This is a genomic window from Paraburkholderia sp. FW306-02-B, assembly GCF_058782725.1.
The window spans coordinates 4,098,361-4,118,522 of record NZ_JBYSXZ010000001.1; the positions used below are offsets into that span (position 1 = coordinate 4,098,361).

General features: G+C 62.7%; 18 protein-coding genes. 4 read left to right on the forward strand and 14 right to left on the reverse strand.

Features of this window, described 5'->3' with window-relative positions:
* Position 1 precedes the first annotated feature (1 nt).
* From coaE to yacG, 3 genes are all read left to right on the forward strand, one after another.
* Positions 2-604: a dephospho-CoA kinase gene (coaE, locus tag AC3WOG_RS18310; protein ID WP_492579283.1), complete on the forward strand. Its 603-nt coding sequence runs from the start codon at positions 2-4 to the stop codon at positions 602-604.
* Between the two features lie 229 nt (positions 605-833).
* Positions 834-1,589: a cell division protein ZapD gene (gene zapD / locus AC3WOG_RS18315; protein ID WP_091798841.1), complete on the forward strand. Its 756-nt coding sequence runs from the start codon at positions 834-836 to the stop codon at positions 1,587-1,589.
* Positions 1,590-1,701: 112 nt separating this feature from the next.
* Entirely contained in the window at positions 1,702-1,899 is a 198-nt protein-coding gene (yacG, locus tag AC3WOG_RS18320; protein ID WP_492579284.1) for a DNA gyrase inhibitor YacG, read from the forward strand.
* Positions 1,900-1,974: 75 nt separating this feature from the next.
* On the opposite strand, the gene AC3WOG_RS18325 is transcribed toward yacG, so the two are convergent.
* The 4 genes from AC3WOG_RS18325 to secA form a co-directional block, all read right to left on the reverse strand.
* Positions 1,975-2,397, reverse strand: a complete 423-nt coding sequence (locus tag AC3WOG_RS18325; protein WP_492579285.1) for an NUDIX domain-containing protein — start codon at positions 2,395-2,397, stop codon at positions 1,975-1,977.
* The gene (locus AC3WOG_RS18330) at positions 2,394-3,263 is read right to left on the reverse strand and encodes an ATP-binding protein (RefSeq protein ID WP_492579286.1); all 870 of its coding nucleotides are present in this window, start codon (positions 3,261-3,263) and stop codon (positions 2,394-2,396) included. Before AC3WOG_RS18330 ends, AC3WOG_RS18325 begins: the two co-directional genes overlap by 4 nt.
* 40 nt (positions 3,264-3,303) lie before the next feature.
* The gene (argJ, locus tag AC3WOG_RS18335; protein ID WP_492579287.1) at positions 3,304-4,545 is read right to left on the reverse strand and encodes a bifunctional glutamate N-acetyltransferase/amino-acid acetyltransferase ArgJ; all 1,242 of its coding nucleotides are present in this window, start codon (positions 4,543-4,545) and stop codon (positions 3,304-3,306) included.
* A gap of 152 nt (positions 4,546-4,697) precedes the next feature.
* Positions 4,698-7,508 (reverse strand): preprotein translocase subunit SecA, encoded by a 2,811-nt coding sequence (secA, locus tag AC3WOG_RS18340; RefSeq protein WP_492579288.1) that lies wholly within the window; start codon positions 7,506-7,508, stop codon positions 4,698-4,700.
* Positions 7,509-7,799: 291 nt separating this feature from the next.
* On the opposite strand from secA, the gene AC3WOG_RS18345 reads away from it, so the two are divergent.
* Positions 7,800-8,285: a DciA family protein gene (locus AC3WOG_RS18345; protein ID WP_492579836.1), complete on the forward strand. Its 486-nt coding sequence runs from the start codon at positions 7,800-7,802 to the stop codon at positions 8,283-8,285.
* 79 nt (positions 8,286-8,364) lie between these two features.
* Here the strand turns inward: AC3WOG_RS18345 and lpxC are convergent, their stop codons facing one another.
* The 10 genes from lpxC to murD form a co-directional block, all read right to left on the reverse strand.
* Positions 8,365-9,282: a UDP-3-O-acyl-N-acetylglucosamine deacetylase gene (gene lpxC, locus AC3WOG_RS18350; protein WP_085487919.1), complete on the reverse strand. Its 918-nt coding sequence runs from the start codon at positions 9,280-9,282 to the stop codon at positions 8,365-8,367.
* A 289-nt stretch (positions 9,283-9,571) separates the two neighbouring features.
* Positions 9,572-10,075, reverse strand: coding sequence for a peroxiredoxin (locus AC3WOG_RS18355; RefSeq protein WP_492579289.1), 504 nt, complete (start codon positions 10,073-10,075; stop codon positions 9,572-9,574).
* 249 nt (positions 10,076-10,324) lie between these two features.
* Complete coding sequence (gene ftsZ, locus AC3WOG_RS18360) at positions 10,325-11,521, reverse strand: cell division protein FtsZ (RefSeq protein WP_064269249.1); 1,197 nt, start codon at positions 11,519-11,521, stop codon at positions 10,325-10,327.
* A 130-nt stretch (positions 11,522-11,651) separates the two neighbouring features.
* Positions 11,652-12,884, reverse strand: a complete 1,233-nt coding sequence (gene ftsA / locus AC3WOG_RS18365) for a cell division protein FtsA (RefSeq protein WP_341314225.1) — start codon at positions 12,882-12,884, stop codon at positions 11,652-11,654.
* Positions 12,885-12,911: 27 nt separating this feature from the next.
* A complete protein-coding gene (locus AC3WOG_RS18370; RefSeq protein WP_341314224.1) occupies positions 12,912-13,664 on the reverse strand; it encodes a cell division protein FtsQ/DivIB in 753 nt (250 codons plus the stop codon).
* A gap of 24 nt (positions 13,665-13,688) precedes the next feature.
* Positions 13,689-14,642 (reverse strand): D-alanine--D-alanine ligase, encoded by a 954-nt coding sequence (locus tag AC3WOG_RS18375; RefSeq protein WP_492579290.1) that lies wholly within the window; start codon positions 14,640-14,642, stop codon positions 13,689-13,691.
* A gap of 1 nt (position 14,643) precedes the next feature.
* A complete protein-coding gene (gene murC / locus AC3WOG_RS18380; protein ID WP_492579291.1) occupies positions 14,644-16,047 on the reverse strand; it encodes a UDP-N-acetylmuramate--L-alanine ligase in 1,404 nt (467 codons plus the stop codon).
* Positions 16,044-17,174, reverse strand: a complete 1,131-nt coding sequence (murG, locus tag AC3WOG_RS18385; RefSeq protein WP_492579292.1) for an undecaprenyldiphospho-muramoylpentapeptide beta-N-acetylglucosaminyltransferase — start codon at positions 17,172-17,174, stop codon at positions 16,044-16,046. The genes murC and murG overlap by 4 nt, the downstream gene beginning before the upstream one ends.
* 121 nt (positions 17,175-17,295) lie before the next feature.
* A complete protein-coding gene (gene ftsW, locus AC3WOG_RS18390) occupies positions 17,296-18,585 on the reverse strand; it encodes a putative lipid II flippase FtsW (RefSeq protein WP_492579293.1) in 1,290 nt (429 codons plus the stop codon).
* Positions 18,582-20,150: a UDP-N-acetylmuramoyl-L-alanine--D-glutamate ligase gene (gene murD, locus AC3WOG_RS18395; protein ID WP_492579294.1), complete on the reverse strand. Its 1,569-nt coding sequence runs from the start codon at positions 20,148-20,150 to the stop codon at positions 18,582-18,584. The genes ftsW and murD overlap by 4 nt, the downstream gene beginning before the upstream one ends.
* Between the last annotated feature and the right edge of the window lie 12 nt (positions 20,151-20,162).

Sequence of the window (20,162 nt, forward strand, 5' to 3'; positions counted from 1 at the left end):
CATGTTTGCTGTGGGATTGACCGGCGGCATCGGCAGCGGCAAATCGACCGTGGCGGATCTGTTCGCCGCGCACGGCGTGCCGCTCGTCGACACGGACCTGATCGCACATCGCATCACCGCGCCGCAAGGCATTGCAATGCCGCAGATCGCCGCCGAGTTCGGCAACTCGTTCGTTGCGGCAGACGGCTCGCTCGACCGCGCCCGCATGCGCACCCTGGTGTTCAGCGACGACGGCGCGCGCAAGCGCCTCGAAGGCATCACGCATCCGTTGATTCGCGCGGAGACCGAGCGCGAGCAGCGCAAGGCGCGCGGACCGTACGTAATCGTGGTCGTCCCGCTGCTGGTCGAGTCGGGTAGCTGGAAAACCCGTGTGAACCGCGTGCTGACGGTCGATTGCAGCGTCGAGACGCAAATCTCGCGCGTGATGCGCCGCAACGCGTTCAGCCGTGAACAGGTACTGGCAATCATCGCCCGGCAGGCCACGCGCGAAGCGCGCCTCGCCGCAGCCGACGACGTGATCGACAACGACGACGCGCCGCTCGATGCGCTCACGGCGCAGGTCGACGCGCAACATCGTATGTATTTGTCGCTCGCAGGCGCATGAGCGGCCATGCGCTCGCGTGAGCGTCACGCGACGGGCACGTGACGGAAACGTATCCGCGCGAACCACTGAACTTTGCAGCGACGAGAGAGCCGAAGCACGCGGAAAACCGCCTGAAACACGCAAAAAAAGTTGCAAAAGCGCACTGAAAAAGTGCGTGATTGCTAGGGTAGCCTCACGGCATTAGAATGTTCTGCATTCCCGTCACCGACCACGCCCGAGGCGAGCCCGCTTGATCCTTTACGAGTATCCCTTCAACGAGCGAATCCGGACGCTTTTGCGCCTCGAAGATCTGTTCGAGCGCTTCACGTTCTTTCTGACTCAGGAAGATGCCAGGGAACATCACGTCGCACTGACCACGTTGTTCGAAATCTCTGAGGTCGCGGGTCGCGCGGATCTGAAGTCGGATCTGATGAAGGAACTCGAGCGGCAACGACAGACGCTGGCGCCGTTCCGTGGCAATCCTGGCATCGAGCAGAACGCGCTCGAAGCTGTTCTCGGCGAAATCGAGCAGACTCTGGCGGGGCTGTCGCAGATGCAGGGCAAAACCGGCCAGCATCTTGCAGATAACGAATGGCTCGCCAGCATCCGCAGCCGCGCGATCATCCCGGGCGGCACCTGCAAATTCGATTTGCCCTCCTACTATGCCTGGCAGCAGATCCATCCCGATCAGCGCCGCCAGGACATCGCCAAGTGGGTGACGCCCTTGCTGCCGCTGCGCGACGCAGCCACGATCGTCTTGCGTCTCGCGCGCGAATCCGGTCAAGCGTCCAAGGTGATGGCGATGCAGGGCAGCTATCAGCAAATGCTGTCAGGCCGTTCTTATCAATTGATGCAGGTACGGGTGGCACCCGAATTGCGTGTGATCCCCGAGGCAAGCGCCAACAAGTACATGCTGTGGGTACGCTTTACCGTGCAGGACGGCGATTTGCGCCCGCGTGCGGTGGATGTCGACGTGCCGTTCCAGCTCACCTTATGCAGCTTGTAACGTTCTGTAACGTTCGCCGTGTAAAACCGCACTGAGGGGCCGCGCCTTTAAAGCAGCGGGAAACGCCCCTATATTCGAGACATGTTCCGTTTGCGATTAACTGCCTGACCGTATGCCTACTGTCGTCAAATGCCCCACCTGCGGAAAGGATGTCCGCTGGACCCCTGAAAACCGCTTCCGTCCCTTCTGCTCCGACCGTTGCAAGCAGATCGACCTCGGCGCCTGGGCCGCCGAGAAGTACAAGATCGGCGGCACGGACGAAGAAGCGCCGCCGGATGATTCGCCGAGTGGCGATTACAACCCGCACTAGACGCGCACCAGCCGTATGTATGAACGCGCGGGCCGACGCTGCAAGCGCAGCGCCCGCCACCGCGCGCCGTTCTTTCTAGTTTTTCTCAGCCGCGAGCCACTCCAGCACCGGAATCGTCGCCGGCAACAGCGGCGCAACATCCGCGGGCAATGCCTGCCAGACAAACGCCTGCCCCTCACGCCCGTGCAGCTCGCCGGTCCAGTCCGTCACCTTGCAGAAAAACAGCCGCACATAGGCATGCGGGTAATCGTGTTCGAGCGTGTGCCACAGGTGACTCGCCTTGACGTCGATCCCCAATTCCTCGTGCAACTCGCGAGCGAGCGCCGCCTCGACCGACTCGCCCACCTCCAGCTTGCCGCCCGGAAACTCCCAATAACCTTCGTACGGCTTGCCAGCCGGGCGCTGGGCCAACAAATAGCGCCCGTCCGGCTGAATCAGCACGCCGACGGCGACTTCCGTCACTGGCCGCCCAGCGGCATTCTTCTGCGCGTCGCTCATGCCTGGCTCTTCCGGCCCGACCAGTCGCGGGCGAACTGCCACGCGACGCGCCCGGAGCGCGAACCGCGTTCCAGCGCCCACACCAGCGCATCGCCGCGCGCGGCGTCGACTTCCGCGTCGTCGCAGCCGAAATGCCGCAGCCAATGGCCGATGATCGACAGGTAGTCGTCCTGCTTGAACGGATAGAAGCTGACCCACAGCCCGAAACGCTCGGACAACGAGATCTTTTCTTCGACCAGTTCGCCCGGATGGATCTCGCCATCGGCCATGTGCTTGTACGTTTCGTTGTCGCTCATGTACTCGGGCAGCAGATGGCGGCGGTTCGACGTTGCATAGATCAGCACGTTGTCCGACTGCGCCGCGATCGAGCCGTCGAGCGCAACTTTGAGCGCCTTGTAGCCCGACTCGCCGTCTTCGAACGACAAGTCGTCACAAAACACGACGAAGCGCTCCGGCCGTTGCGCGATCAGGTCGACGATGTCGCCGAGATCGTGCAGGTCGTCTTTATCCACTTCGATCAGACGTAAGCCGTCTTTCGCATACGCGTTCAGGCAAGCCTTGATCAGCGACGACTTGCCGGTGCCGCGCGCGCCCGTCAGCAACACGTTGTTGGCCGGTTGCTTGTGCACGAATTGACGCGTGTTCTGCTCGATCAGTCCTTTCTGGCGATCGATGTTTTGCAGGTCGTCGAGCGTGATCGCCGAGATGGCGGGCACCGGCTGCAGGTAGCCGCGCCCCTGGCGCTTGCGCCAGCGAAAAGCGACCGCGGCTGACCAGTCGATATCCGGCTCGGCGGGCGGAAGCATCGCTTCCAGACGGCCGAGCACGGCTTCGGCACGGGTCAGAAACTGTTCGAGTTTGTCCATGGCTGTGAGTAAGCGGCAAGGCGCCGCGTGATGAACCTGGTTACGAACGATAGTCGGCGTTGATACTCACGTAGTCGTGCGACAGATCGCAAGTCCAGATCGTGGCTTGCGCATTGCCGCGACCGAGCACGACGCGAATGCCGATCTCGCTCTTTTTCATGACGTGCTGGCCGTCTTCTTCACGGTAGGCCGGATTGCGGCCGCCGGCCGTCGCGACCAGCACGTCGTCCAGATACAGATCGATCTTGCCGACGTCGAGATCGTCCACGCCGGCATAGCCGATAGCCGCGAGAATGCGGCCGAGATTCGGGTCCGATGCATAGAACGCCGTTTTCACGAGCGGCGAATGGCCGATCGCGTACGCGATCTGGCGGCATTCGGCGACGCTCGAACCGCCTTCCACGTGCACCGTCATGAATTTGGTCGCGCCTTCGCCGTCGCGCACGATCAGTTGTGCGAGGGTCTGGGCGACTTCGGTCACCACATCGCGCAGCGCTGCATAAGCGGGCGAATCGGTGGACGTGATCGCCGGCAGGCTCGATTTGCCCGACGCGATCAGGATGAAAGAATCGTTGGTCGACGTATCGCCGTCGATCGTGATGCAGTTGAACGAGCGATCCGCGACGTGCTTGACCAGCGCGTCGAGCACGGGTTGCGCCACGGCGGCGTCGAACGCGAGGAAGCCGAGCATGGTCGCCATGTTCGGCTTGATCATGCCGGCGCCCTTGCTGATGCCGGTGAGCGTCACCGTATGGCCGTCGATCGTGACCTGGCGCGAAGTGGCTTTGGGCAGCGTATCCGTGGTCATGATCGCCTGCGCGGCGTCGTACCAGTGAGCCGCTTTGCGGTTCGCCAGTGCAGCCGGCAAACCCGCCTTCAGACGGTCGACCGGCAGCGGTTCCAGAATTACGCCCGTCGAAAACGGCAGCACCTGCTCCGGCGCGATGTCGACGAGACGCGCAAGTTCCGCGCAGGTTTCGCGTGCATGCGCGAGCCCCGGTTCGCCCGTACCCGCGTTCGCGTTACCGGTGTTGATTACCAGCGCGCGAATCGGCTTGCCGCCCGCGCGCGCGCGCTCAAGATTCTCGCGGCACACCGTGACGGGCGCTGCGCAAAAACGGTTCTGCGTGAACACCCCGCCTACCGTCGCGCCTTCATCGACGGAAATGACCAGCACGTCCTTGCGGTTCGGTTTGCGGATGTTCGCCTCCGCCCAGCCTAGCGTAACGCCGGCGACGGGATGGAGTTGAGCGGGATCGATCGAGGGAAAATTGACAGCCATGGTCGCGACCTGTCGAAGAAAATGCCGGCAGAGCGCCGGCATCGAGGGAAACGGAAACTGATGGCTCGGGCGTGCTGCCGAACCACCGCGAAATCACCAGCAAAGCACCGCGAAAAACGACGCGGCGCGCATGAAGCGCGCCGCCTTCGCCTTTACGCGATCTTGCCGTGGCACTGCTTGTACTTCTTGCCGCTACCGCACGGGCACGGGTCGTTGCGGCCGACCTTCGGCACGTTCTCCGTGCCGACATCCGACGCGGCGGCATGCGACGAGCCGTGGCTCATCGCGTCGCCGATCATCGCGGCGGTGGCGGCTTCCACAGCGGCAGGCGCTGCTGCTGCCGCTTCGGCAAATTCGGCGTGACGGAACTCGACGTTTTCGAGGTGGCTGCCCTGCTCTTCGTACTGCTCGGCAGCCTGCTCCAGCTGTTCCGGCGACTGGATCTGCACGTTCATCACCACGCGGGTGACTTCCAGCTTCACAGCGTCGAGCATCGCGGCGAACAGTTCGAACGCCTCGCGCTTGTATTCCTGCTTCGGATTCTTCTGCGCATAACCGCGTAGATGGATGCCCTGCCGCAGGTGATCGAGCGCCGCCAGATGCTCGCGCCAGCTGCGGTCCAGCGTTTGCAGCATGATCGAGCGCTCGAACGCGCTGAACGATTCGCGGCCGACCTGCTCGACCTTCGATTCGTATGCTTCGTCCGCGGCGGCCTGCACCGCTTCGCGAATTTCGTCCGCGCTGATCGAGTTCGACTCGTTGATCATTTCCTGAATCGCGAGGTCGAGCTGCCATTCGTTGCGCAGCACTTCCTCCAGTTCGGGCACGTCCCACTGCTCTTCAATGCTGCCGCCCGGCACGAACTGGTGAACGACATCGCTGATCACGCCATGACGCATTGCGCCGATGGTTTCAGTGATGTCATTCGCTTCGAGCAATTCATTGCGCTGCTGGTAGATCACCTTGCGCTGATCGTTCGACACATCGTCGTATTCGAGCAATTGCTTGCGAATATCGAAGTTGCGTGCTTCGACCTTGCGCTGCGCCGATTCGATCGAGCGCGAGACGATGCCCGCTTCGATCGCTTCGCCTTCTGGCATCTTCAGGCGATCCATGATCGCGCGCACGCGGTCGCCGGCGAAGATGCGCAGCAGCGGATCTTCCAGAGACAGATAGAAACGCGACGAACCCGGGTCGCCCTGACGGCCGGCACGGCCGCGCAACTGGTTGTCGATCCGGCGCGATTCGTGGCGCTCGGTGCCGATGATGTGCAGACCGCCCGCGGCCTTCACCTGATCATGCAGCGCTTGCCATTCGTCATGCAGTTTCTGGATGCGGCGTTGCTTCTCTTCAGCAGGAATCGTTTCATCGAGTTCGATGAAAGACGCCTGCTTTTCCGCGTTGCCGCCGAGCACGATGTCGGTACCGCGACCGGCCATGTTGGTGGCGATCGTGATGCGCTTCGGACGACCCGCTTCGGCGACGATCTCGGCTTCACGCGCGTGCTGCTTGGCGTTCAGCACTTCGTGCGGCAAACCCGTCTGCTTCAGCAGATGCGACAGCAACTCGGAGTTTTCGATCGACGTCGTGCCGACCAGCACCGGCTGATCGCGCTCGTGACAATCGCGGATGTCGCGGATCACCGCGTCGTAGCGTTCCTTCGCGGTCTTGTAGATCTGATCCTGCTTGTCGATCCGTTTCGGCGGACGGTTGGTCGGGATCACGACCGTTTCGAGACCGTAGATCTCGTTGAATTCGTACGCTTCGGTATCGGCCGTGCCGGTCATGCCGGACAGCTTTGCGTACATACGGAAGTAGTTCTGGAACGTGATCGACGCGAGCGTTTGGTTCTCGCTCTGAATCTTGACGTGTTCCTTCGCCTCGACAGCCTGGTGCAGGCCGTCCGACCAGCGGCGGCCCGACATCAGACGACCGGTAAACTCATCGACGATCACCACTTCGCCGTTCTGCACGACATAGTGCTGATCCTTGAAGAACAGCGTGTGTGCGCGCAGCGCGGCGTACACGTGGTGCATCAGTGTGATGTTCTGTGGCGCGTACAGGCTTTCGCCCTCGCCGATCAGGCCCCACTCGGCGAGCAGACGCTCAGCCTTTTCGTGACCCGATTCCGTCAGGAACACCTGGCGGCCTTTCTCGTCCAGCGTGTAGTCGCCCGGTTTTTCGACGCCGGTGCCGTCGGCCTTCTCTTCACCGATCTGGCGTTCGAGCAGCGGCGGCAGCGCGTTCATCCGCACGTAGAGTTCGGTGTGATCTTCTGCCTGGCCAGAAATGATCAGCGGTGTACGAGCTTCGTCAATCAGGATCGAGTCGACCTCGTCGACCACCGCGAAATTCAACGCCCGCTGCACGCGCGCGTCGGTCTCGTAGACCATGTTGTCGCGCAGGTAGTCAAAGCCGAATTCGTTGTTGGTGCCGTACGTGATGTCGGCGGCGTACGCTTCCTGCTTCGCGCCATGATCCATCTGCGACAAATTGATGCCGACCGACAGACCGAGGAAGTTGTAAAGACGCCCCATCCATTCGGCGTCGCGCTGTGCGAGGTAATCGTTGACCGTCACGACGTGCACGCCGCGGCCGGACAGCGCATTCAGGTAGACCGGCAGCGTAGCGACGAGCGTCTTGCCTTCGCCGGTGCGCATTTCGCCGATCTTGCCGTAATGCAGGACCATGCCGCCGATCAACTGCACGTCGAAGTGGCGCATTTTCAGCGTCCGCTTGCTGGCCTCGCGGCACACCGCGAAGGCCTCCGGCAGGAGCTTGTCGAGCGACTCGCCGCTCGCGATGCGCTGGCGGAATTCACCCGTTTTCGCGCGCAGTTGATCGTCCGTCAATTGCTCGATCTGCGGCTCGAGCGCATTGATCGCCGCGACGGTCTTTTGATATTGCTTGACTAGCCGCTGGTTGCGGCTGCCAAAAATCTTCTGTAGAAAACCGGTGGTCATCGGATCGGTGTCTGCGTCGCGGCTTCGGCTGGGCTCGCGGCGTGCAGTTCGTGCACGTGCGCTCCGGGGTCGGAAGTGCCTCGGCGGCTTAGTCCAAGAGTGAATTCGAATCGGGCATTTTAGCACGCGCCCCCGCCCGCGCCTGTGACAGCAGCGCGACGGCGGCAACGCATCCGAAGCCCGCCGCAGCGCCGTCTGACGGTACGCATTGAGGCAGGCCCGCGTGCATCCTGCGCGGTACAATCGCGACGTGAACGCGCATTGGGCGCGAACACGCCGTCATCATCAAACATGAGCCGTTTTCCGTCCTTTTCAAGGCCGCCGTCCAAGCAGTTCAACGCGCGCCGCCCGCAGCCCGTCGCCGAAGTGCTTAATCGCACCGACGCGTTCGCGGCCCTGCGCGCGGGCGTCGAACAGATTGCCGCGCTCGAAAAGGACCTGCGGGAGTTGCTTCCCGATTATCTGGCAACCAGCGTCGAGCCGAGCTTCATCAAGGAAGGCGTACTGGCCCTGTTTGCCGGACACAACGCGCTGGCGGCGCGCCTGCGGCATATGGAACCGCGGCTGTTGTCGGATCTGCAGCAGCGCGGCTGGCCAGTCAATGCGCTGAGAATCCGCGTGCGGCCTCAACCAGCCAAGGAGCCGCCGCCCATCAAGCAGGCGCGCATGACGCCCGTTGGCGCGGACGCCTTGCACGCGCTTTCCGAATCGCTCGCGCCGTCGCCGTTGCAGGAGGCGCTGGCGAAAATGGCAGCGCGGCATCGGAGAAATCGCTGAACAAAAAATAAGCGGCCCAGATGGGCCGCTTATTTTTCATCCATTCGCTGCGGAAAATTCATCCGAAGCCATGACGACGTTATGCAAATGCCGTCTGCGTTTCGTACGCAAAGCCGCGAGGCGCCTTCTGCGTGTCGTCGAAGGTGACGATTTCGTACGCATCTTCATGCGCCAGCAGTTCGCGCAGCAGCGCGTTGTTCAGGCCGTGGCCCGACTTGTACGCCGTGTACGACGCCAGCAACGGATGGCCGACCACGTACAGATCGCCGATCGCGTCGAGCATCTTGTGCTTTACGAATTCGTCGTCGTAACGCAGGCCGTCGTTATTCAGAATGCGGTATTCGTCCAGCACGATCGCATTATCCATGCTGCCGCCGCGTGCCAAACCCAGTTCGCGCATCATTTCCACTTCATGTGCAAAGCCGAACGTGCGCGCACGGGCAATTTCCCGCACGTACGACGTATTGGCAAAGTCCACTTCCAGCGCCTGACCGGTTTTATCGACAGCCGGGTGACGGAAATCGATCGTGAATTTCAGCTTGAAACCGAAATACGGGTCGAGCCGCGCGAACTTGTCGCCGTCGCGGATTTCGACCGGCTTGGTGACCTTAATGAATTTCTTCGCCGCGTTCTGCTCTTCAATACCGGCCGATTGAATCAGAAACACGAAAGACCCTGCACTACCGTCCATGATCGGGATTTCTTCGGCGGTGACATCGACATACAGATTGTCGATGCCGAGACCCGCGCACGCGGACATCAAATGCTCGACCGTCGACACCCGCGCGCCGTCTTTCTGCAACACGGAAGCCAGACGCGTGTCGCCAATCGCCATCGCCGACGCGGGAATATCCACCGGCGTGGGCAAATCCACGCGCGAAAACACGATGCCTGTGTCCGGCGCCGCCGGGCGGAGCGTCAAGTCGACTTTGCGGCCGGAATGCAAGCCGATGCCGACTGTCTTGACGATTGATTTGATAGTGCGCTGCTTCAACATGGTGATCTTCTATTCGATTGAAAATCCCAATCGGGACTTTTTATTCCATAGCGCGAATTATACTCCAATACCCTAAGGAGCGTCTTTGCACGGAACGTATCAATCTGTTTCGCTGCATTACTCGATGGGCACTCGTCAGGGAAAGCGTGACGGGCCGATGTCCGGAACGGAGGCGTTCCCGGTCATCGGCCCGCGTAACGGCCTGTCACAAAAGCGTCTTATTATCCGTTGCCCTGCTACAACGCGCTTACCGCGCAAACTCAGGGCGAAGGCTTCAGACGCCCAGCAACTAGCTCAACGTAGCGAGGATACTCCCTGCATCGCTGACTTCAAATTTGCCGGCAGCCTCGACGCTCAACGTCTTGACCACGCCGTCGTCGACCACCATCGCGTAGCGCTGGGAACGGATCCCCATGCCGCGCGCCGACAAATCCTGCTCTAGACCGAGCGCCTTCGTGAAAGCCGCACTGCCGTCCGCCATCATGCGCACCTTGCCCGAGGCGTGCTGATCGCGTCCCCACGCGCCCATTACGAACGCGTCGTTGACGGACACGCACCAGATCTCGTCGATGCCAAGAGCGCGCAACTGCTCGGCGTGCTCGACGTAACCCGGTACATGTTTGGCCGAACAGGTCGGCGTGAACGCGCCCGGCAATCCGAAGATCACCACGCGCTTGCCCGCCGTCTGCTCGCGCACGTCGAAGCTGTTAGGCCCGATCGTGCAGCCCGCACGCGCGTCTTCGACGAACTCGAAGAGCGTCGCGTCGGGCAGCCTTTCACCTGTCTGAATCATGCTCAGTCCTTTGCATCGATGCGAAGCACGCTCGCACGTTGTCGTGTCGCAGTGAAATGCAGCGGTTGTCCGATTGAAGACCCCGCCATCCGGCGACAGTCGCCCATTCCGCTTCGCGAATCCGAAGAGGGCACCTGTCCTTGCCGCGAATCTGACGATACGCGGCCTGTTCGCCGTTCACCCGCCACGCTCGTGCATTCGTCTGCCGGTGCTAAAAAGCAGCGCCGCAGCGAAAGCCTGCTCGTGCGCTCAGTCCGCCTGCTTGCGCAAGAACGCCGGAATGTCGTACGTATCGACGCCCTTTTCCTGCAGCGCCTGCACGTGCGAAGCCGCCGTATCGCGCGACGTGCGCCACACAGCCGGCGTATCCAGCGCGCCGTAATCGGCCGTACTGGCGTGCGACGGTGCGTACGCTGCGTGTTGCATCGTGCTGATCGGCTGGTTGTCCGTGCCGGTGCGCAGCAGCGTCATCGGTGCCGATTGCTGCTTCTTCGCCGCACGGCCCAGACCCGTTGCCACGACCGTTACGCGCAGCGCGTCGCCCATTGCATCGTCGTACACCGCGCCGAAGATCACCGTAGCGTCTTCTGCGGCATAGCTCTTGATGGTGTTCATCACTTCGCGCGTTTCCGACAGACGCAGCGAACGGCTCGACGTGATGTTGACCAGCACGCCACGCGCGCCCGACAGATCCACACCTTCCAGCAGCGGGCTGGCAACAGCCTGCTCCGCGGCCAGACGCGCGCGATCGACGCCGGCGACCGTCGCCGTGCCCATCATCGCCTTGCCTTGCTCGCCCATCACCGTCTTCACGTCTTCGAAGTCGACGTTCACCAGACCGTCGACATTGATGATTTCGGCGATACCGGCAACTGCGTTGTTCAGAACGTCATCGGCGCACTGGAAGCACTTGTCCATCTCGGCGTCATCGCCCATCACCTCGAACAGCTTGTCGTTCAGAACGACGATCAGCGAGTCGACGTGATCCTCCAGTTGCTGCGAACCAGCTTCTGCAACGCGCATCCGCTTGCCGCCTTCGAATTCGAACGGCTTGCTGACCACGCCAACGGTCAAGATACCCATTTCCTTGGCGATCTGCGCGACCACGGGCGCGGCTCCCGTACCCGTGCCGCCGCCCATGCCGGCGGTGATGAACACCATGTGCGCGCCGAGCAGCGCGTCGGCGATGCGTTCACGTGCTTCTTCTGCTGCCGCGCGGCCCATTTCCGGCTTGGCACCAGCGCCAAGACCCGTATTGCCGAGCTGGATCACCGCAGTTGCGCGCGAACGCGACAGTGCCTGGGCGTCCGTGTTCATCACGATGAAATCGACGCCTTGCACGCCTTTGTTGATCATGTGCTGAACGGCATTGCCGCCAGCGCCACCTACTCCGACCACCTTGATGATGGTGCCGTTCGTTTCGGTTTCCAGCATCTGGAATTCCATGTTGCCTCCGTCAAGATAAAAAATTGCAGCCACTCGGCCGTTATTCGGCAGGAGATCGGGCAACCCCCTGTCGCGCGCCGGCCGCCGGCACCAGCGCGTGTTTACGTAAAACCGTTCAAAAGCGAATTCGTTAGAAGTTGCCGAGGAACCAGTCTTTCATTCGCGTGAAGACCTGGCCCATCGACCCCGACTGCACCGCGACCTTGCGGCCGCGCATCCGTTGCGAGCGCCCTTCGACGAGCAAGCCCATCGCCGTCGAGTAACGCGGGTTACGCACCACGTCCGCAAGACCGCCCGCGTATTCCGGCACGCCGATGCGCACCGGCTTCAGGAAAATGTCCTCGCCGAGTTCGACCATGCCGAGCATCATCGACGCGCCGCCGGTCAGCACCACGCCGGAGCTCAGCAGTTCCTCGTAACCCGACTCGCGCACCACTTGCTGCACGAGCGAAAACAGTTCTTCGACACGCGGTTCGACCACCGCCGCCAGCGCCTGGCGCGACAGCGTGCGCGGACCGCGCTCGCCCAGCCCCGGCACTTCGATCATCTCGTCCGGATCGGCCAGCGCCTGCTTGGCGATGCCGTAATCGACCTTGATGTCTTCCGCATCCGGCGTCGGCGTGCGCAAGGCCATCGCGATGTCGCTGGTGATCTGGTCGCCGGCGATCGGAATCACCGCCGTGTGGCGAATCGCGCCTTCGCTGAAAATCGCGATGTCCGTCGTGCCGCCGCCGATATCGACCAGCACCACGCCCAGTTCCTTTTCGTCTTCCGTCAGCACCGCCAGCGACGACGCCAGCGGCTGCAAGATCAAATCGTTCACTTCGAGCCCGCAACGGCGCACGCACTTGACGATGTTCTGCGCCGCGCTCACCGCGCCGGTCACGATGTGCACCTTCACTTCCAGCCGGATGCCGCTCATGCCGATCGGCTCGCGCACGTCTTCCTGGCCGTCGATGATGAATTCCTGCGTCAGGATGTGCAGCACCTGCTGATCGGTCGGGATGTTGATCGCCTTGGCCGTCTCGATCACGCGCGCCACATCTGTCTGCGTGACTTCTTTCTCCTTGATCGCCACCATGCCGCTCGAATTGAAGCTGCGGATATGGCTGCCGGCGATCCCGGTAAATACGTTTGTGATCTTGCAATCGGCCATCAGCTCGGCTTCTTCGAGCGCACGCTGAATGGACTGCACGGTGGCCTCGATGTTCACCACCACGCCTTTTTTGAGCCCCTTCGACTCGCTCTGGCCGAGTCCGATCACCTCGTAGTGACCTTCGCCTTTCAGTTCGGCGACGATGGCCACCACCTTCGCCGTCCCAATGTCGAGGGCGACCAGCAGATCTTTATAGTCTTTACTCATAGCGTGCTCATTGCGTGTGATGTCCGTTTACTTCTTGCCCTTGTCGGGTTCGCTGATAAAGCGCATGCCAGCGGCACGAATCGCGAAACCGTTCGGATAGCGCAAGTCCGCATACTCGATATCCTTTCCCCAACGTTGCGTCACCGCGTTCCACGCCGCGGTCAGGCGCTTGCTGCGATCGAGCAGCGTGTCCTGATTGCGTTCGCGCCCAAGTTCCACCTGCATGCCGTTCGACAGCTTCACCGTCCACGCGTAACGCGGCGACAGTGTCACTTCATCCGGCGTCGCGCCCAGCGGCGCAAACCACTTCCTGAAGTCACGATAACGCGCAACAACTTCTTTTGCCGTGCCGTCCGGGCCGTCGAACGCAGGCAGCTCTTCTTCGAGCTCGCCCTGGTTCGCGGTGAACAGCTCGCCGTCGACGCTGACCAGCTGATCGCTGCCCCACGTCCCCAGCGGTTTGTACTCTTCGAGCGTGACAGCTAGTGCATTCGGCCAGACGCGGCGCACGCTCGCATGACGCACCCACGGCATCTGCTCGAACGCCTGCCGTGCGACGTCGAGATCCACCGTAAAAAAGTTGCCCTTCAACCGCCCTACTACACCGGCGCGCACCGTCGGCGAATTGATGTGCTCGGTGTCTCCATCGATCTGGATTTCGCGCAGCGCGAAATTCGGGCGCTGGATCAGCCAGTAACCGCCCGCCGCCAGCAGCACGAGCACCAGCAACGCATGCAATGCGTTGGCGGCGAGATTGAGCTGGCGAACGTTGTTCCACATGGTGTTGCTTTCGGGTTGTCCCGGTTAGTCCTTCAGCGTCAGCGCCAACACGCCGACAACCAGTTCCTGGTAGCTGATGCCCACCGCACGCGCCGCCTTCGGCGGCAGCGAGTGATCGGTCATCCCAGGCGCCGTGTTCACTTCGAGAAAATACGGATTGCCGTGCGCGTCGAGCATGAAATCGGCGCGGCCCCAATCGGTGCAGCCGAGCACGTCGAATGCGCGGCGCGCCAGCACTTTCAGACGCGCTTCCTCGTCCGGTTCCAGGCCGCACGGAATCAGGTACTGCGTGTCGTTGGCGATGTACTTCGCGTGGTAGTCGTAGAACTCGCCGGCCGGCACGATGCGGATCACCGGCAGATCCAGATCGCCGGCGATGCACGCGGTGTATTCGCCACCGCCTTCAATGCTCTTTTCGACCACGACGATCTTGTCGTACTTCACCGCTTCGATCAGCGCCGCCGGCAATGCGTCGGCACTTTTCACCTTGATCACGGCGACGCTCGAACCTTCGCTGGCCGGCTTCACGAACAGCGGCAGACCGAGCTTCGCGACGATCTCTTTAGCGCGTGATTCGTAGTCGTCGCCACGCAGCACGGCTTCGAACGACGGCGTCGGAATACCGAGTTGCTGCCACACGAGCTTGGTGCGGAATTTGTCGAGACCGAGCGCCGAACCGAGCACGCCGCTACCCGTGTAACGGATGCCGTAGAAATCGAGCGCGCCCTGAATCTGGCCGTTTTCGCCGTAGCCGCCATGCAGCGCGTTGAACGCGCGAACGAAGCCTTCATCCTTCAACGCGGCGAGCGGACGCTCGGCCGGATCGAACGGATGCGCGTCGATACCGGCGTCGCGCAGACCTTGCAGCACGAGGCGGCCGGAATTGAGCGACACCTCGCGCTCGGCGGAATCGCCACCGAGCAGCACTGCCACTTTGCCGAATTGTTTTGCGAGTTGGTCCGATTTAATACTGCTCATCTCACACCTTCGTTTCCTGCGCGAGGCGTCCCGGCACACCGCCGATCGAACCCGCGCCCATCGTGATCACCACATCGCCGTCGCGCACCACTGCTGAGAGCGCGTCCGGCACTTCATCCACCGTATCGACGAACACCGGCTCGACTTTGCCCGCGACGCGCAGCGCACGCGCCAACGCGCGACCGTCAGCGGCGACGATCGGCGCCTCGCCCGCTGAATAGACCTCGGTCAGCACAAGTGCATCGACCGTCGACAGCACCTTCACAAAATCTTCGAAGCAATCGCGCGTGCGCGTGAAGCGGTGCGGCTGGAATGCCAGCACCAGCCGCCGCCCCGGAAACGCACCGCGCGCCGCCGCCACCGTCGCCGCCATTTCGACCGGGTGATGGCCGTAGTCGTCGACCAGCGTGTACGCGCCGGCGGCCTTCCCTTCTGACACAACCGGCACTTCGCCATAGCGCTGGAAGCGCCGGCCCACGCCGTTGAAGTCCGCCAGTGCTCGCTGGATATCGGCATCTTTCACTTCAAGTTCAGTCGCAATTGCAATCGCGGCCAAAGCGTTCTGCACGTTGTGCTCGCCGGGCAGGTTCAGCACGATGTCGATCGGCGGCGCGTCTTCGCGCATTGCCGTGAAATGCATCTTGTCCCCGCGTGCTTCGACGTTGACCGCGCGCACCTGCGCATCCGGCGCGAAGCCGTAGCGGATGATCGGCTTCGACACGAACGGCAGGATCTCCTTCACGTTCGGATCGTCGACGCACAGGACCGCGATACCGTAGAACGGCAACCGATGCGTGAATTCGATGAACGCCTGCTTGAGCCGCGCGAAGTCGTGGCCGTAGGTGTCCATGTGATCGGCGTCGATGTTCGTGATGACTTCGATAACCGGGAACAGATTCAGGAACGACGCATCCGACTCGTCCGCTTCGGCGACGATGAAATCGCCCGTACCCAGACGAGCATTCGCGCCCGCGCTGATCAAGCGGCCGCCGATCACGAAAGTCGGATCGAGGCCGCCCGCCGCCAGCACGCTCGCCACCAGCGAGGTGGTGGTGGTCTTGCCATGCGTGCCGGCAATCGCGATGCCCTGCTTCAGGCGCATCAGTTCCGCAAGCATCACCGCGCGCGGCACGATCGGAATCCGGCGATGACGCGCCGCCAGCACTTCCGGGTTGTCGCTGCGCACGGCCGTCGAGACGACCACCGCATTCGCACCCTCGATGTTCTCCGCCGCGTGGCCGATAGCGATTCGCGCGCCGAGCGCGGCGAGGCGATCGGTAACCGGGTTGCTCGTGAGATCCGAGCCGCTCACCTGATAGCCGAGATTGACCAGCACCTCTGCGATGCCGCTCATGCCGACACCGCCGATGCCGACAAAATGAATGTGTTTGACGATGTGTTTCATTGCTTTCCTTCCAGGCTCGGGCTCGGGGTCCAACCGGCCACGGTCGCGCAAATCTGTGCGACCTGTTCTGTGGCGTCGGGTTTCGCGAGCGAGCGCGAACGCTCCGCCATCTCCGCGAGGGTCTCTCGCGTCTGGCTGCGCAACCAGTCGGCGAGCTTGTCCGCCGACAGATCGCGTTGCTGCACGACCAGCGCCCCGCCGTTGTCGGCGAGAAACGCTGCATTAGTTGTTTGGTGATCGTCTACTGCAAATGGGAACGGCACGAAAAACGCCGCCACCCCTACCGCTGAAATCTCCGACACCGTCATCGCGCCCGAACGGCAGATCACCAGATCTGCTTTCGCGTAGGCGCTCGTCATATCGTCGATGAACGGCACGAGTTCTACGTCGGGTTGCTCACCGTCAGCGGTTTGCAAACCCGCTGACGCATAGTGCTCACGCAGCGCTTCAATATGCTTGGCGCCCGCCTGATGCACGATGCGCGGACGTTCGTTCGGCGAGAGCAGCGCGACCGCGCGCGGCACCACTTCATTCAATGCCGCCGCGCCCAGACTGCCGCCAACGACCAGCACATTCAATGGACCGCTGCGCTGCGCGTAGCGTGCTTTGGGTGCAATTGCGCGCGCAAGTTCCGCACGAATCGGGTTTCCGGTCCATTCGCCGTGCGGCAGCGCGTTCGGGAACGCAACCAGCACGCGTTTGGCGACTTTGGCGAGCACCTTGTTCGCCAGACCCGCAATCGAATTCTGTTCATGCAGCACCAGCGGCCGGCCGCTCAGCGCGGTCATCAGACCTGCGGGGAACGTGATGTAGCCGCCCATGCCGAGCACGACGTCAGGCTTCACGCGACGCAGCACGCTCAAGCTTTGCATGCAGGCGCGTAGCAGATTCAGCGGCAGCATCAGCCTGGTTTTTATGCCCTTGCCGCGCAGACCGCCGAAGCGCACGTATTCCATCGGGATGCCGTGCTTCGGCACTAGCGTCGCTTCCATCCCGGCCGGGTTGCCGAGCCAGACGACCTTCCAGCCCCACGCCTGCATCAGGTGCGCGACCGCGAGCCCCGGGAACACGTGTCCCCCGGTGCCGCCGGCCATCACCATCAGCGTGCGTTGCGGCAGAGCGGTCATACTTTGCCCCCGCGCATCAACATGAATGAAAATTCGTTTTGGCTTCGGCCGCTGCGCTTAACTTCGCGCGCTTCGCGCACGAAGTTAGCCTTCGCCGAAATCGTGCGCTGCTGCATGGGGCTCATACCTTCCCCCCACGCATCAGCACACGATTTTCATAATCGACACGCATCAACACCGCCACCGCGACGCAGTTCAACACGATGCCCGAACCGCCGTAGCTGACGAGCGGCAACGTGAGGCCTTTGGTCGGCAGCAAGCCGAGGTTCACGCCCATGTTGATGAAGGTCTGCGCGCCGAACCAGATGCCGACGCCCTTCGCCACCAAACCTGCAAACGTGCGGTCGAGCGCGAGCGCCTGACGGCCGATCTCGAACGAACGGCGCACGATCCAGTAGAACATCAGGATCACGACCAGCACGCCGACAAAACCGAGTTCCTCGCCGATCACCGCGAGGATGAAGTCGGTATGCGCTTCCGGCAGATAGTTGAGCTTCTCGACGCTGCCGCCGAGACCCACGCCGAACCACTCGCCGCGCCCGAAAGCGATCAGCGAGTGCGTCAATTGATAGGCCTTGCCTTGCGCGTAACGGTCGTCCCACGGATCGAGGTAAGCGAAGATCCGCTCGCGACGCCACGGCGACGCCCACACCAGCAAGCTGAACGTGCCCACCGCGGTAGCCACGAGACCACCGAACAGCTTGCCGTTCACACCGCCGAGGAACAGCACGCCCATCGCGATCGCGGCGATCACCATAAACGCGCCCATGTCCGGCTCGAGCAGCAGCAGCGCGCCGACGAGACCCACCGCGACCGCCATCGGCAGAAAGCCCTTGGCGAAGCTGTGCATGTATTCCTGTTTGCGCACCGTGTAGTTCGCCGCGTAGATCGTCACGGCGAGCTTCATGATTTCCGACGGCTGCATGTTCGTGATGCCGAGCGGAATCCAGCGGCGCGCGCCGTTCACGCCCTTGCCGACGTGCGGGATCAGCACGATCACCAGCGCGACCAGCGAAATCAGGAAGAGCTTCGGCGCGTACTTGTCCCACGTCGAGATCGGAATGCGGAACGACACGACGCCAATCACCGAGCCCATCACCACGAAGATGATCTGACGCACGAGGAACGCGTAGTCGCGATACGACGCGTACTTCGGCGAATCGGGCATCGCGATCGACGCTGAATACACCATCACGACACCAAGACCCAGCAACGCGACGACCACCCACAGCAGCGAGTGATCGTAGTCGAGCATCCGCGAACGCAACGGACGCACGCCGTTGACGGCGCTCGATAGACCGCTGCCGCCGGTGCGGCCAGACGCGCGACCGGTGCTGCTTGCGCTGCCTGCGTCGCCTTGACCGGCACGGGACCCGGCAAGGCGCGAACCGAAACGTTCCGACCAGCTCATATCATCGTCCCCCGTTCGGCAGCGATGTCTTTCACCGTGCTGCGGAACACCGCCGCACGATGCGCGTAACCCTTGAACATGTCGAAGCTCGCGCAGGCCGGCGACAGCAGCACGGCGTCACCCGGTTGCGCCAGCGCTGTAGCCGCACGCGTGGCTTCTTCGAGCGTCGCGTGATCGGTCAGCGCGATGCCGGTGTGTTCCAGCGCGGCGCGAATCCGTGGCGCATCTCGGCCGATCAGCATCACGGCGCGGCACCAGCGCATGACCGGCTCGGCGAGAGGATCGAAATCCTGGCCCTTGCCGTCACCGCCGGCGATCAGCACCGCGCGCTGCGCGAGGCCGTCGAGCGCGGCAACTGTCGCGCCGACGTTGGTGCCCTTGCTGTCGTCGACATAATCGATGCCTTCGATCGATGCGATCAATTCAACCCGATGCGGTTCGCCGCGGTATTCGCGCAAGCCGTGCAGGAGCGGCGCGCCCGGCAGACCGATCGCACGCGCCAACGCATACGCGGCCAGCGCGTTGGCGGCATTGTGCAGACCGCGAATACGCAAGGCGTCGGCGGGCATCAGTCGCTTGAGCGCGATGTTCGGCGCCGCGCTCACTTCATGCTTGCGACGGCGCGTCGGCGCCGTCGCCCCGAAAGAAGTCCCCCGCCCCGAAGGAAGTCCCCTTGGGAGATTGGGGGATTCGTCGCCGGCGTCGCGATCGTGCGCTTCGACCAGCCAGACGATGCCGTTATCGCGCAGCAAACCGTAGTCGCCGTCGTTCTTCGGCTCGGTCACGCCAAACGTGATCATCGCCGCGTCGCTGCCGCCTGACGGCGCGAGCGCCATCACGCGTGCGTCGTCGCGGTTCAGCACACGCACGGTTTGTGTACCGAAGATGCGGCCCTTCGCAGCAGCGTACGCATCGAGGCCGCCGTGCCAATCCAGGTGATCTTGCGTGATGTTCAGAACGACCGCTGCGTCCGGCGTAAACGTGTGCGCGGTTTCCAGCTGGAAGCTGGACAGTTCCAGAACCCATACGTCGGGCAAAGCGGTGTTGTCGATCGCTTCGGTCAGTTTGTCCAGCGCGGCCGGACTGATGTTGCCCGCCACCGCGACCTTCTTGCCGGCGCGTTCGCACAGCAGGCCGGCCAGGCTCGTCGTCGTCGTCTTGCCGTTGGTGCCGGTGATCGCGATCACCTTCGGCGCGTAACCGCTTTCGCCGAGCGTCTTCAGTGCTTGCGAGAAGAACTCGAGTTCGCCCCACACGGGGATGTCCTGCTCACGTGCAGCGCTGATCAGCGGCAGCAGATCGGCGGCAAGCGGCGACAAACCCGGGCTGATCGCAACCAGTTCGACGCCATCGAGCAGCACCGGCGAAAACGGGCCGCCGATGAACTCGGCATCGACGCCGTGCGCTTCCAGTGCGGGCAGGTTCGGCGGCACCTCGCGCGTATCGGCCACACGCAGCCGACAACCGTGCCGCGCGCACCAGCGCGCCATCGCGAGACCGGATTCACCGAGTCCCAGCACGAGCACCATCGGCTTTTGCCGATCCCGAAACTTCTCGCCAAACATCGCTTGCTTCCC

Bases quoted from the DNA above. Each gene is read 5' to 3' on its own strand.
- coaE (WP_492579283.1), top strand. From the start codon at position 2: ATGTTTGCTGTGGGATTGACCGGCGGCATCGGCAGCGGCAAATCGACC.
- yacG (WP_492579284.1), top strand. From the start codon at position 1,702: ATGCCTACTGTCGTCAAATGCCCCACCTGCGGAAAGGATGTCCGCTGG.
- AC3WOG_RS18325 (WP_492579285.1), bottom strand. From the start codon at position 2,397: ATGAGCGACGCGCAGAAGAATGCCGCTGGGCGGCCAGTGACGGAAGTC.
- AC3WOG_RS18330 (WP_492579286.1), bottom strand. From the start codon at position 3,263: ATGGACAAACTCGAACAGTTTCTGACCCGTGCCGAAGCCGTGCTCGGC.
- argJ (WP_492579287.1), bottom strand. From the start codon at position 4,545: ATGGCTGTCAATTTTCCCTCGATCGATCCCGCTCAACTCCATCCCGTC.
- secA (WP_492579288.1), bottom strand. From the start codon at position 7,508: ATGACCACCGGTTTTCTACAGAAGATTTTTGGCAGCCGCAACCAGCGG.
- AC3WOG_RS18345 (WP_492579836.1), top strand. From the start codon at position 7,800: ATGAGCCGTTTTCCGTCCTTTTCAAGGCCGCCGTCCAAGCAGTTCAAC.
- lpxC (WP_085487919.1), bottom strand. From the start codon at position 9,282: ATGTTGAAGCAGCGCACTATCAAATCAATCGTCAAGACAGTCGGCATC.
- AC3WOG_RS18355 (WP_492579289.1), bottom strand. From the start codon at position 10,075: ATGATTCAGACAGGTGAAAGGCTGCCCGACGCGACGCTCTTCGAGTTC.
- ftsZ (WP_064269249.1), bottom strand. From the start codon at position 11,521: ATGGAATTCCAGATGCTGGAAACCGAAACGAACGGCACCATCATCAAG.
- ftsA (WP_341314225.1), bottom strand. From the start codon at position 12,884: ATGAGTAAAGACTATAAAGATCTGCTGGTCGCCCTCGACATTGGGACG.
- AC3WOG_RS18370 (WP_341314224.1), bottom strand. From the start codon at position 13,664: ATGTGGAACAACGTTCGCCAGCTCAATCTCGCCGCCAACGCATTGCAT.
- AC3WOG_RS18375 (WP_492579290.1), bottom strand. From the start codon at position 14,642: ATGAGCAGTATTAAATCGGACCAACTCGCAAAACAATTCGGCAAAGTG.
- murC (WP_492579291.1), bottom strand. From the start codon at position 16,047: ATGAAACACATCGTCAAACACATTCATTTTGTCGGCATCGGCGGTGTC.
- murG (WP_492579292.1), bottom strand. From the start codon at position 17,174: ATGACCGCTCTGCCGCAACGCACGCTGATGGTGATGGCCGGCGGCACC.
- ftsW (WP_492579293.1), bottom strand. From the start codon at position 18,585: ATGAGCTGGTCGGAACGTTTCGGTTCGCGCCTTGCCGGGTCCCGTGCC.
- murD (WP_492579294.1), bottom strand. From the start codon at position 20,150: ATGTTTGGCGAGAAGTTTCGGGATCGGCAAAAGCCGATGGTGCTCGTG.